The organism is Micromonospora eburnea, assembly GCF_900090225.1.
GTDB lineage: Bacteria > Actinomycetota > Actinomycetes > Mycobacteriales > Micromonosporaceae > Micromonospora > Micromonospora eburnea.
In genome coordinates this window covers 698,246-710,926 of the sequence record NZ_FMHY01000002.1, presented here as the reverse complement: position 1 = coordinate 710,926, position 12,681 = coordinate 698,246, and the positions used below count along the sequence as shown (strand labels likewise).

At 72.6% G+C, this 12,681-nt stretch carries 11 protein-coding genes; 8 read left to right on the top strand and 3 right to left on the bottom strand.

The window, feature by feature from the left end; genetic code table 11:
- The first annotated feature begins 130 nt into the window (after positions 1 to 130).
- Positions 131 to 2,278: a serine/threonine-protein kinase gene (locus GA0070604_RS03620; protein ID WP_091114093.1), complete on the top strand. Its 2,148-nt coding sequence runs from the start codon at positions 131 to 133 to the stop codon at positions 2,276 to 2,278.
- 49 nt (positions 2,279 to 2,327) lie between these two features.
- Positions 2,328 to 3,995, top strand: a complete 1,668-nt coding sequence (locus tag GA0070604_RS03615) for a phospho-sugar mutase (protein WP_091114090.1) — start codon at positions 2,328 to 2,330, stop codon at positions 3,993 to 3,995.
- 112 nt (positions 3,996 to 4,107) lie between these two features.
- Here GA0070604_RS03615 and GA0070604_RS03610 read toward each other — a convergent pair whose 3' ends face one another.
- The 3 genes from GA0070604_RS03610 to upp form a co-directional block, all read right to left on the bottom strand.
- Positions 4,108 to 5,142, bottom strand: a complete 1,035-nt coding sequence (locus GA0070604_RS03610; protein WP_091114086.1) for a CU044_5270 family protein — start codon at positions 5,140 to 5,142, stop codon at positions 4,108 to 4,110.
- A 10-nt stretch (positions 5,143 to 5,152) separates the two neighbouring features.
- Positions 5,153 to 5,692, bottom strand: a complete 540-nt coding sequence (locus GA0070604_RS03605) for an RNA polymerase sigma factor (protein WP_091114083.1) — start codon at positions 5,690 to 5,692, stop codon at positions 5,153 to 5,155.
- Positions 5,693 to 5,843: 151 nt separating this feature from the next.
- Complete coding sequence (gene upp, locus GA0070604_RS03600) at positions 5,844 to 6,476, bottom strand: uracil phosphoribosyltransferase (protein WP_091114081.1); 633 nt, start codon at positions 6,474 to 6,476, stop codon at positions 5,844 to 5,846.
- A gap of 135 nt (positions 6,477 to 6,611) precedes the next feature.
- Between upp and deoC the strand changes: the two genes are divergently transcribed.
- The 6 genes from deoC to GA0070604_RS03570 all read left to right on the top strand — a co-directional run bounded on the left by deoC (position 6,612) and on the right by GA0070604_RS03570 (position 12,678).
- Complete coding sequence (gene deoC / locus GA0070604_RS03595) at positions 6,612 to 7,571, top strand: deoxyribose-phosphate aldolase (protein ID WP_091114077.1); 960 nt, start codon at positions 6,612 to 6,614, stop codon at positions 7,569 to 7,571.
- 5 nt (positions 7,572 to 7,576) lie between these two features.
- A complete protein-coding gene (locus GA0070604_RS03590; protein WP_091114074.1) occupies positions 7,577 to 9,007 on the top strand; it encodes an aldehyde dehydrogenase family protein in 1,431 nt (476 codons plus the stop codon).
- Positions 9,000 to 9,824: an aldehyde dehydrogenase family protein gene (locus GA0070604_RS03585; protein ID WP_091114071.1), complete on the top strand. Its 825-nt coding sequence runs from the start codon at positions 9,000 to 9,002 to the stop codon at positions 9,822 to 9,824. Before GA0070604_RS03590 ends, GA0070604_RS03585 begins: the two co-directional genes overlap by 8 nt.
- 136 nt (positions 9,825 to 9,960) lie before the next feature.
- Positions 9,961 to 10,416 (top strand): BlaI/MecI/CopY family transcriptional regulator, encoded by a 456-nt coding sequence (locus GA0070604_RS03580; protein ID WP_091114067.1) that lies wholly within the window; start codon positions 9,961 to 9,963, stop codon positions 10,414 to 10,416.
- 10 nt (positions 10,417 to 10,426) lie between these two features.
- Complete coding sequence (locus GA0070604_RS03575; RefSeq protein ID WP_091114064.1) at positions 10,427 to 11,332, top strand: M56 family metallopeptidase; 906 nt, start codon at positions 10,427 to 10,429, stop codon at positions 11,330 to 11,332.
- 98 nt (positions 11,333 to 11,430) lie between these two features.
- On the top strand, positions 11,431 to 12,678 hold the full coding sequence (locus GA0070604_RS03570) for a cytochrome ubiquinol oxidase subunit I (RefSeq protein ID WP_091114060.1): 1,248 nt from the start codon (positions 11,431 to 11,433) through the stop codon (positions 12,676 to 12,678).
- Positions 12,679 to 12,681: the final 3 nt, after the last annotated feature.

Sequence of the window (12,681 nt, the reverse complement as noted above, 5' to 3'; positions counted from 1 at the left end):
GGGGTGAGCAGCTGACCGCGTACCGTCGAGTAGGTAAACGTCCGCCGCGTCGGGTTTCGCATCCGGCGTCGGAACCAGCAAGATAGGGGGGTTGTGTCCCAGCCCCTCGATATCCCCCGGTGGCTTTTCTGTGACTCAGATCCCGACGTGGAGCGGCGGACCAGTCAGTCCCCCCACTGGACGCGCGGCACCCGGCACGACCATCGGCGGTCGCTACTCACTGCGCTCTCCGGTGGGCAACGGCGGCATGGGGACGGTATGGCGTGCCACCGACACCCTGCTGCGCCGCGACGTGGCGGTGAAGGAGGTCGTCCTCCCGCCGGGGCTGGCCCCCAGCGACCGTGACGCGATGTACGAGCGCACCCTCCGTGAGGCCCGCGCCGCCGCCGCGATCCAGCACCCCGCCGTGGTCCAGGTGTACGACGTGGTCACCGAGGGTGGCCGGCCGTGGATCGTGATGGAGCTGCTGGACGCGCGCAGCCTCGCCGACATGGTGATCGAGGACGGGCCGGTCGCGCCCCGCGCGGTCGCCAAGATCGGCATCGCCCTGCTCGGCGCGCTGGAGGTGGCGCACGCGATCGGCGTACTGCACCGCGACGTCAAGCCGGCCAACGTGCTCATCTGCACCGACGGCCGCTGCGTGCTGACCGACTTCGGCGTCGCCCGGATGCCCACCGACGTGCAGCTCACCACGCCCGGCATGGTCCTCGGGTCGCCGCACTTCATCTCGCCCGAGCGGGCGATGGGCCAGGATTTCGGCCCGCCGAGCGACCTCTTCTCCCTCGGCGTGACGCTCTACACCGCCGTCGAGGGGCGTCCCCCGTTCGACAAGGGTGACCCGATCGAGACCATGCACGCGGTGGTCGAGGACCCGCCGGCCCCGCCGCAGCGCAGCGGCGCGCTGACCCGCGTGCTGATGGGCCTGCTGGAGAAGGACCCGGCCCGGCGGATGGACGTGCACACCGCTCGGGCCATGCTGCGCGAGCTGCTCGCCGGCCCGCTGACCAGCAACGCCACCGCGGTCAACTCGGTCACCGACCCGTACGCGGTGGTGCCGGTGCAGCGGCCGGCCACGCCGCCCGCGATCATCACGCCCGAGCCGAAGCCGACCGGCCAGATCGGCGGCCGGGCGATGATCGCCCCCGGCGAGTCGCTGACCGACCGGCTCGCCGCCCTGCGCCGGGGCGAGCGTCCCGAGCCGCCGGCCGTCCCGGCCGCCGCGGCGCTCGACGAGACCAGCGCCGACGCCCTGGCCAGCCCGCTGGACACGCCCACCGGCGCGATGCCCGCACCCACCGCCGCCCCGGAGGCCACCCAGCGGATCTCGCCCGACGCCACCCAGCGGCTGGCGGCCGGCCACCCGGACGCCACGCAGCGCCTCGGTGGCGCCCACCCCGACGCCACCCAGCCGGTCTACGGCCACGGGGCCGCCGCGATCCAGCCGGGCGGCGCCCACCCGGACGCCACCCAGCCGGTCTACGGCCGCGGGGCCGACGCCACCCAGCCGGTCTACGGCCACGGGGCCGACGCCACCCAGCCGGTCTACGCAGGCGCCCAGTGGTCGGTGCCCGGCACCGGCCAGCCGTGGCCCACCGCCCCGGCGCCGGCACCCGCCGACGGGGGCGCGCTCGGCAAGGCCCGCAGCCTCGGCAACCAGCTCGTCGACACCGTCAAGGGCTGGCCGCGCAAGGTGCAGCTCGGGGTGGCCGGCGGCGTCGCCGTACTGCTGCTGATCACCGTGATCGCGCTCAACAGCGGCGGCGACGAGCCCCAACCGCCGATCGTGAACTCGCTGCCCACCGCCGGCGCCGAGGCCCCGCCGGTGGAGATGCAGGAGCAGTCCATCAAGGGCGTCACCGTCCAGGTGCCGAAGGGCTGGGAGCGGAAGGACTCCGGCGGCGTCTACGTCGACTTCGTCGACCCGCAGCAGGAGGGCCGGAAGGTGCGGGTGCTCGCCGAGACGTGGAAGGGCGACTCGATGAGCTGGGCCAAGTCCGCCTCCCGGAATCTCAAGAAGAAGGCCCCCGACAGCAAGACCTGTTCGGAGCCGTACACCGAGGTGTCGGTGACCGAGCAGGAGCTGGCCGGCAAGCCGGCGGCGGAGTTCGAGTACACCTGCGGTGAGGGCGACTCGATGCGGCACGGCGTGTGGCGCGGGGTGGTGCAGGGCGGCAAGGTCTACTCGTTCTACCTGACCTCGAACGACGCCGACTTCGCCGAGAGCAAGCCGATCTTCGACGCGATGGTCCGGTCGTTCCAGTTCTCCGGGAGCAACTGAGCCGAGGCCGACGGACGGTGGTGATCCGGCGCCGTGCTATCAAGGGGCAATGGCGGCGGATACCACTGACCTTGACGAACTTCGCGCGCAGGCCCTCCGGTGGCTCGACGACGACCCCGACCCGGCCAGCCGGGACGAGCTGCGCGCGGTCCTGGACGAGCTGCCGGGCAGCGCACCGGAGCTGGCCGACCGGTTCGCCGGACCACTGACCTTCGGCACCGCCGGGCTGCGCGGCCCGCTGCGCGCCGGCCCGAACGGAATGAACCTCGCGGTGGTCACCCAGGCCGCCGCCGGGCTGGTCGCCTGGCTCGCCGAACAGGGCGGCACCGGTCCGCTGGTCATCGGGTACGACGCCCGGTACGGGTCGCGGGCCTTCGCGGAGCGCACCGCACAGGTCGCCACCGGCGCGGGTCGCCCGGCCCTGGTGTTGCCCCGCCCGCTGCCCACCCCGGTGCTGGCGTACGCGGTGCGGCACCTCGGCGCGGTGGCCGGGGTCATGGTCACCGCCAGCCACAACCCGCCGCGGGACAACGGCTACAAGGTCTACCTGGGCGCGCAGCTCGGCGGGGAACTCGGCGCGGGCGCGCAGATCGTGCCGCCGGCCGACGCCGGCATCGAGGCGGCCATCCGGGCGGTCGGCCCGCTGGCGAAGGTGCCGCTCGGCCCGGCCGGCGAGGTGCTCGGCGACGATCTGGTCGCCGCGTACGTGGAGCGGGCCGTCGCGGTGGTCGACCCGGCCGGACCGCGCGACCTGAAGGTGGCGTACACGCCACTGCACGGGGTGGGTGCCGCGGTGCTGACCGCCGCCTTCTCCCGGGCCGGGTTCCCGACCCCCGGCGTGGTGCCCGATCAGGCCGAACCGGACCCGGCCTTCCCGACGGTGAACTTCCCCAACCCGGAGGAGCCGGGCGCGGTGGACAAGCTGGTCGCGCTGGCCGGCTCGACGGGCGCGGACCTCGCCATCGCCAACGACCCGGACGCGGACCGCTGCGCGGTGGCCGTCCCGGACGGCGCGGGAACGTGGCGGATGCTGCGCGGGGACGAGGTCGGCGCACTGCTCGCCGACCACCTGATGCGCCGCGGGGTCACCGGCCTGTACGCCACCACCATCGTGTCGTCGTCCCTGCTCCGGGCGATGTGCGCGGCCCGTGGCCTGCCATACGACGAGACGCTGACCGGGTTCAAGTGGATCGTCCGGGCCGGCGGCGGGAGCCAGCCGCTGGTCTTCGGGTACGAGGAGGCGCTCGGCTACTGCGTCGCGCCGGAGCACGTACGCGACAAGGACGGCATCACCGCCGCGCTGACCGTGGCCGAACTGGCGGCCGGCCTGAAGGCCGAGGGCCGTACGCTCACCGACCGGCTGGACGAGCTGGCCGCCGAGTTCGGCGTGCACCACACCGACCAGCTCTCGGTACGGGTGGACGACCTGCGGAAGATCACGCAGATGATGACGCGACTCCGGACGGCCGTCCCGGCCTCGCTGCTCGGGCACCCGGTGACCGAGGCGTCCGACCTGTTGCCGGACGCGGACGTGGTGATCCTGCGTACCGACGCGGCCCGGGTGGTGATCCGCCCCTCCGGCACCGAGCCGAAGCTGAAGGCGTACCTGGAGGTGGTGGAGCCGGTCGCGGACGGCGACGTGCCGGCGGCCCGTGCCCGCGCGACGGACGCCGTGGCGGCCCTCCGCACCGAGATCGCCACCACCCTCGGCCTCTGATCCGACCCGCCGCCCCCGGTGCTCCGCGCGCGAACCTCCGTTGATGGCGTGCGGGCACCGCTGGCGTGGGCGGGACGCCTGCCCCGCCCACGCCAGCCGGACCCCGTACCGGTCAGCCGAGCGTGTCGGTATGGCTGGCCTGGAGCAGCAGCCCGTAGTGGAGCACGCGCTGCTTAGGGGCCTGCTCCAGGTACTCCTGGGCGAGCAGTTCACCGGTACCCGGATCGAAAATCAGCAACATCTGGTAGCGCTGCGTGTCCTCGGGCCGGTCCGCGGCCAGGGTGAGGTCGGCGGTGACGGCCAGGCCCGGGCGGCCGGCCCGGTCGACGACCCGGCCACGCCACACGAAACCGGGCTTGTCGGCCAGGATGGTCAGGATGTCGGCACGGGTCCGCCGCGGCACCAGGTGCCGGACGTACGTGTTGTACACGGCATCGGCCATGTCGAGAGCCGGAAGGTCGGTCCGGAGCAGACGGGCGAGTGCCGCACGGTCGGCAGGCAGGCGCCTGTCAGCTTGATCCCGTGGTTCCTCGACGGGCCCTGCGGCCGCCTGGCTGACGGCGGGCGCGGGCAGCTGCCTCGTCCAGTAGTCCCGGGACGCCGCGTCGGGGAACTCCATGCCCAGCTCCGTGCGGTCCGTCCACCGGCGGCCGTCGGGCGTGGCCCAGCTCCGGCGTTCCTCCACGTAACTGACCAGGTAACCCTCCTGCGACTGCTGCATCGAGCCGCCCCAGGACTTGACCCGGTGGTAGGCGTAGCGACCGCCTTCCCGGTCGTAGGACGCGTCGGTGATGCGCCCGGCAAGCGCCCGCAGGTGCGGCCCGGCCGGTTCTGCGTCGGAGGCGATCTCGTAGCCCACCGGTTGCAGCACGATCCCGTCGACCGGCCGCGTCGGCTCGGTGGGTGCGCTGCCGTCCTGGAGAAGCGGCACCACGCCGGCGGACGCGACCGCGGCCGCCGCGACGGCCGCGCCGACCAGGACCGTGCGGCGGCTCGTACGTCGGCGAGCCGGCACCGGCGCGGGAGGCGCGCTGGTCTCCGCCCGCATGATCACGTCGTGTGCGGAGAGCGATGACGGCGGCAGGGCCACGCCACGCGCCGGATCGGCCGGGCCCAGGAGGTTCCGAACCTGCTGCTGGGTGCGCATGGTGCTCCTTTCAGACATGGACTGACACCGATCGGGGGTTGTTGAGCGGCACGGGTGTGGCCAGGGCGGAACGCAGTCGACGCCGGGCCCGGAAGAGCCGTACCGCAGCGGCGGAGCGGGTGCAGCCCATGGCGACGGCTGCGTCCGCGACGCTGAGGTCCTCCCAGCCGACCAGCCGGAGAATCTCCTGGTCGGCTTCGGGTAGCTCACGCAGCGCCCGGTGCAGGTCGAGCACGGGTGCCATGGCGTCGGGCTCGACGAACCCCGCCGGCACCTGATCGGCCTCGGCGAGCGGGAGCAGGGTGGGAACGGTGCGCCCGTGCCGCCAGCGGTTCGCCACGGTGTGCCGTGCGACGGCGTAGAGCCACGGAAGAGGGCGCTCGGGGACCTCGCTCCGCCGCCGCCAGGCGACGATGAAAACGTCCTGGGCGAGTTCGGTGGCCGCGTCGGCATTCGGAAGCCGCCGCAGTCCGTATCTGACGATGTCCGGGTAGTGCGTGGCGTAGAGGCTGGTGAACCAGTCCTCGTCCCGCTCACCCACGGGTTTCATCTGATCGCTCTCCCGACCGGAGTTCCTGACATGGACAGCAGGTATGTGTCACCGGCGGGGCAGATCGTTACCGACGGGCGCGCGACGGGCGCGACGACGATGGCCCGCCGCCGCGGCGCTGGCCGGGGCGGCGGGCCATCGGAAGAGGGGACTAGAAGCGGGGCATGCCGCCGAACTGGCGGTCGCCGGCGTCGCCGAGGCCGGGGACGATGAACTTGCGGTCGTTGAGGCCCTCGTCGATGGAGGCGGTGACCAGGCGCAGGGGGAGGCCGGAGCGCTCCAGCCGCTCGATGCCGACCGGCGCGGCCAGGACGCACAGCACCGTGATGTCGGTGCAGCCACGGTCGGCGAGCAGCCGGCAGCAGTGCTCCAGTGAGCCGCCGGTGGCCAGCATCGGGTCGAGCACCAGCACCGGCAGGCCGCTCAGGTCCCGGGGCAGCGACTCCATGTACGCGCGCGGCTCGAACGTCTCCTCGTCGCGGGCCAGGCCGACGAAGCCCATGGACGACTCGGGCAGCAGCCCGAGCGCGGCGTCGGCCATGCCGAGACCGGCCCGCAGCACCGGCACGAGCAGCGGCGGGTTCGCCAGTCGGGTGCCCTCGGTCGCGGTGACCGGGGTCTGGATCGAGTACTTCTCGACGGGGAACGAGCGCGCCGCCTCGTACACCAGCATGGTGGTGAGTTCGCGCAGTGCGGCCCGGAACGACGGCGAGTCGGTCCGTTCGTCCCGCATGGCGGTCAGCCGCGCCTGGGCGAGCGGGTGGTCAATGAGGTGTACGTCCACGAACGCTCAACCTACCCGGCCGCGTCGCCGCGCACCGCACGCGCCGGTTGACCAGCGACCTCGCTCACGTACGGAACCCCTGACCGGCCTCCGTGACCAAGATCACAGCACCGCGAGATGCGTACTATTCACGGCATGACGGCGACAGCGACGTCGGCCCGGTCGGACCTCTCCGAGCTGGGACGATCCGAGACCGCTCTGCGGACCTTCCTCCACGGCCTGCCCGGCGTGGACCAGGTGGGCGCGGAGCAGCGGGCGGCGCAACTCGGCACCCGATCCATCAAGACCACCGCGAAGGCCCAGGCGATCGACCTGGCGATCCGGATGGTCGACCTGACCACCCTCGAAGGGGCCGACACCCCCGGCAAGGTGCGGGCGCTGGCCACCAAGGCGCTGCGCCCCGACCCGGCCGACCCGTCCTGCCCGCACGTCGGCGCGGTCTGCGTCTATCCCGCCATGGTCCCGTACGTGGCCGAGGTGCTGCGCGGCAGCGCCGTGCACCTGGCCAGCGTGGCGACCGCCTTCCCGTCGGGCCAGGCACCGCTGGAGGTCAAGCTCGCCGACACCCGGGCAGCCGTCGCGGCCGGGGCCGACGAGATCGACATGGTGATCAGCCGGGGCGACTTCCTGGCCGGCCGCTACCAGGCGGTGTACGACGAGATCGTCGCCACCAAGGAGGCGTGCGGGGACGCCCACCTCAAGGTGATCCTGGAGACCGGCGAGCTGACCACGTACGACAACGTGCGGCGGGCATCCTGGCTGGCCATGCTGGCCGGCGCCGACTTCATCAAGACCTCCACCGGCAAGGTCCCGGTCGCGGCCACCCCGCCGGTGACCCTGGTGATGCTGGAGGCGGTCCGCGACTTCCGCGCCGCCACCGGGCGGCAGGTCGGCGTGAAGCCGGCCGGCGGCATCCGGACCACCAAGGACGCGATCAAATACCTGGTCATGGTCAACGAGACCGTCGGCGCGGACTGGCTGGACCCGGACTGGTTCCGGTTCGGCGCGTCCAGCCTGCTCAACGACCTGCTCATGCAGCGGACCAAGCTGAAGACCGGCGTCTACTCCGGTCCCGACTACTTCACCCTGGACTGAGCGCGATGTTCGAATACGCCCCCGCCCCCGAGTCGCGTTCGGTGGTGGACATCAAGCCCTCGTACGGGCTCTTCGTCGACGGGAAGTTCGTCGACCCGGTCGACGGCGGCAGCTTCAAGTCGATCAACCCGGCCTCCGAGGAGGTCCTCGCCGAGATCGCCGAGGCCGGCAACGAGGACGTGGACCGCGCGGTCCGCGCCGCGAGGGCGGCGCACGAGAAGGTCTGGGGTCCGATGCCGGGCCGTGACCGGGCCAAGTACCTGTTCCGGATCGCCCGGATCATCCAGGAGCGCTCCCGCGAGCTGGCCGTGCTGGAGTCGCTGGACAACGGCAAGCCGATCAAGGAATCCCGGGACGTCGACGTCCCGCTGGTCGCCGCGCACTTCTTCTACTACGCCGGTTGGGCCGACAAGCTGGAGCACGCCGGCTTCGGGGCGAATCCGCAGCCGCTCGGCGTGGCCGCGCAGGTCATCCCGTGGAACTTCCCGCTGCTCATGCTGGCCTGGAAGATCGCCCCCGCGCTCGCCGCCGGCAACACGGTGGTGTTGAAGCCGGCCGAGACCACCCCGCTGACCGCGCTGCTCTTCGCCGAGATCTGCCAGCAGGCCGACCTGCCGGCCGGCGTGGTCAACATCGTCACCGGCGCCGGGGAGACCGGCCGGGCGCTGGTCGAGCACCCGGGCGTGGACAAGGTCGCGTTCACCGGCTCGACCGAGGTCGGCAAGGCCATCGCCCGCGCGGTCGCCGGCACCCGCAAGAAGCTCACCCTGGAGCTGGGCGGCAAGGCCGCCAACATCGTCTTCGACGACGCCCCGGTCGACCAGGCCGTCGAGGGCATCGTCAACGGCATCTTCTTCAACCAGGGGCACGTCTGCTGCGCCGGCTCGCGACTGCTGGTGCAGGAGTCCGTCGCCGACCGGGTGCTGGAGTCGCTGAAGCGCCGGATGGCGCAGCTGCGGGTCGGCGACCCGCTGGACAAGAACACCGACATCGGCGCGATCAACTCGGCCGCCCAGCTCGCCCGGATCCGGGAGCTCTCCGAGGCCGGCGCCGCCGAGGGCGCCGAGCGCTGGTCGCCCGCCTGCGAGCTGCCCGAGCGCGGCTTCTGGTTCGCCCCGACGATCTTCACCGGGGTCACCCAGGCCCACCGGATCGCCCGCGAGGAGATCTTCGGCCCGGTGCTGTCCGTGCTCACCTTCCGCACCCCGGCCGAGGCGGTGGAGAAGGCGAACAACACGCCGTACGGGCTGTCGGCAGGGATCTGGACCGACAAGGGCTCCCGGATCCTGTGGATGGCCGACCGGCTCCGCGCCGGCGTGGTCTGGGCCAACACGTTCAACAAGTTCGACCCCACCTCGCCGTTCGGCGGCTACAAGGAGTCGGGCTACGGTCGCGAGGGCGGCCGGCACGGGCTGGAGGCGTACCTCAATGTCTGAGCGGGTCGCGGTACGCAAGACGTACAAGCTCTTCATCGGCGGGAAGTTCCCGCGCAGCGAGTCGGGACGGTCGTACATCGTGCAGGACTCCAACGTCGCACTGGCGTCCCGCAAGGACGCGCGGGACGCGGTCGTCGCCGCCCGGGCCGCCGTGAAGGGCTGGGCCGGGGCGACCGCGTACAACCGGGGTCAGATCCTCTACCGGGTCGCCGAGATGCTGGAGGGCCGCCGCGAGCAGTTCGTCGCGCTCGGCGTGCCGGCCGTCGAGGTGGACGCGGCGATCGACCGCTGGGTCTGGTACGCCGGCTGGTCGGACAAGCTCCCCCAGGTGTACGGCGGCGCGAACCCGGTGGCCGGGCCGTACTTCAACCTGTCGGCGCCCGAGCCGACCGGGGTGGTGGCCGTGGTGGCCCCCGAGGCCCCGGCGCTGCTCGGTCTGGTCAGCGTGATCGCTCCGGCCATCGTCACCGGCAACACGGTGGTGGTCGCCGCCTCCCCGTCGGCGCCGCTCGCGGCGGTGACCCTGGCCGAGGTGCTGGCCACCTCCGACCTGCCGGGCGGTGTGGTCAACATCCTCACCGGCCGGATCAGCGAGACGGTGCCGACGCTGGCCGGGCACATGGACGTCAACGCGATCGATCTGACCGGGGTGGCCGACGCCGAGCTGGCGGCGGAGCTGGAGGTCAAGGCGGCGGAGAACCTCAAGCGGGTGCTCCGGCCGGCCCCGGCCGACCAGGACTGGTCCGCCGACCCGGGCACCACCCGAATGACCGCCTTCCTGGAGACGAAGACCGTCTGGCACCCCAAGGGCGTGTAGCCGCGCGGGTCGCACAAGATCTGCCCAACCTCACGGAGAGAGTGGCCTCCGCGCGCCGGATGGCCACTCTTTCCGTGAAAGAGGGCCTTCCGCACCTACCGGACGGCGGTTCTACTACGAGGGGTAGGATTGGGGGGTGACTCGGCTGGGCGATCTTGAGCGTGCGGTGATGGACGTGCTGTGGGACATGGACCCGGGCGCGTCGGGCGGCGTCACCGTGCGCGAGGTGGCCGACGCCCTGGACGGGCGCGAGCTGGCGTACACCACGGTCATGACCGTGCTGGACCGGCTCGCCGGCAAGGGCATGGTCCAACGCCAGCGGGAGGGGCGGGCCTGGCGCTACCGGCCCGCGGCCAGCCGCGAGGCACACATCGCCCAGCTCATGCTCGATGCCCTCGATCTCGGCGGCAGCCGGGACGCCGCGCTGGTGCGCTTCGCCCGCTCGGTGACCGGCACCGAGGCGGAGGTGCTGCGCGCGGCGCTGAGCGCCGAGGCCGGCCTCACCGCCGGGCACGAGACCGCACTGACGGACCGGGTCGAGGACCCGCGGGCCGGTCGGCCGACACTGGCCGACGAGGCGACGGAGCGGTAGGGCGACGGCCGTGGCGTACGCGTTGCACTTCGCCGCGAGCATTCTGGCCTGCTGGCTGACCGCGCAGGTCCTCGCCGTTTCGAGGTGGACCTGGCAGGCCCCACGCGTGGCGATCGTCTGCTGGCAGGCGATCGGGCTGGCGCTCGGCCTCTCCGCGATGGGCCTGCCGATGGCGCTCGGCCTGGCCGCGTACGAACAACCGACCGGGAGCGCGCTGCTCGCCCTCGCCGGCGACCTGGCCCACGGCAGCCTGCCGGCCGGCGTAGGGGTGGTCCACCTCGGCCTGGTCGGGGTCGGCTTCGGCATCGGCGCGGTGCTGCTCACCACGACGGTACGCAGCATCCACGGCACCCTCCGCGCCCAGCGCCGGCACCGGGAGCTGCTCAGCCTGGTTGCCCGCCAGGACCCGACCGTGCCCGGCGCGCTGGTGCTCGACCACCCGAGCGCGGCGGCGTACTGCCTGCCGGGGGTGCGGCCCCGGGTGGTGGTCAGCGCCGGCACGCTCAGTCTGCTGGACCGCGCCGAGCTGGCGGCGGTGCTCACCCACGAGCGGGCGCACGCCGAGGAGCGGCACGACCTGGTGCTCCTGCCGTTCACCGCGCTCTGCCGGGCGTTGCCCTGGTTCCGCTGGGTGCGCCACGCACACGAGCGGGTGGCCCTACTGGTCGAGATGCGGGCCGACGACAAGGCGCGCGAGCTGCACGCCGAGGCGCCGCTGGCCGGGGCGCTGCGCCGGTTCGCCGCCGCCGGGCACCGGATCACGCCGGCCGGCGCGCTCGGCCTCGGCGACCGCGACCTCGACGTACGGGTGCAGCGGCTGCTGGTGCCGGACCGCACGCCCCGGCTGCTCGGCGCCACCGCGCTGACCGTCGCGGCCACCCTGGTGGCCCTGCCGATCTCCCTCTTCCTGAACTGACCGATCCATGACCCGGCGGGGTTCCGGCGATTTCGATAGGTAGACAACCTACGTGTAGGCTCGCTATGACAAGCGAGTCAACCCGTGGGAGATCGACCATGGATTCCCTGCTCCTCGCCCGCCTGCAGTTCGCCACCACCACCTCGATCCACTTCCTGTTCGTGGTGGTCACCCTCGGCCTGGTCACCCTGCTCGTCGCGTTGCAGACCGCCGGCTTCGTCACCGGCAAACCGGTGTACGAGCGGCTGACCCGCTTCTGGGGCCAGCTCTACGTGATCAACTACGTGCTCGGTATCGCCACCGGCATCGTGATGGAGTTCCAGTTCGGGCTGAACTGGAGCGGCCTGTCGCGCTACGTCGGCAACGTCTTCGGCGCGCCGCTGGCCATCGAGACGCTGGTCGCGTTCTTCCTGGAGTCCACGTTCCTCGGCATGTGGATCTTCGGCTGGCACCGGCTGCGCCGCGGCGTCCACCTCGCGATGCTCTGGGGAGTCGCGGTCACCGCGTACGCCTCGGCGTTCTGGGTCATGGTCGCCAACTCCTGGCTCCAGCACCCGGTCGGCTACGAACTGCGCGACGGCGTCGCCCACCTCACCGACTTCGGCGCGTTGCTCTCCAACCCCACCCTCGGCTTCGCCTTCGGACACGTGGTGTCGGCGAGCCTGGTCACCGGCGGGATGCTGATGGCGGCGGTCAGCGCCTGGCACCTGGTCCGGCGTACTCCCGACTTCGCGCTCTTCCGGAAGTCGCTGCGGCTCGGGCTGCTCACCTTCGCGGTCGCGGTGATCTTTCTGATCGGGTTCGGCTTCGCCCAGTTCGGCCCGGTCGGGAAGCTGCAGCCCACGAAGTTCGGCGGCGGGGCGGACCGGGACGCGCTGATCGCCGAGTGGACGACGCGGTTCGGCCCCGGCGACTACACCCCGCCGGCACTGTCCAACGTCAGTCTCGGCTTCATGATCCTCATCGGGATGGCGCTCTTCTTCGGCATCCTGGTGGTGCCGCTGCTCTGGCGGGACTGGATCATCCGGTTGCAGTTCCCGCTCTGGCTGATCCTGATCGCCCTGCCGCTGCCCTTCATCGCGGTGATCCTCGGTTGGCTCGCCCGCGAGGTCGGCCGCCAGCCCTGGGCCGCGTACGGGCTGCTGCCGACCGGGCAGGCCGTCTCACCGGTGAACACCGGCCTGATGCTCACCTCGCTGGTCGGCTTCAGCCTGCTGCTCGGCACCCTCGCCGTCAGCAACTGGGTGTTGCTGGCCCGGCACGCCGCCCGGGGCGCGCACGACCCGGCCCTCGGCCGGCCGCCCGCGCCGGACACCGACCACCGCCCCGACCCCGTGTTCGCCTGAGGG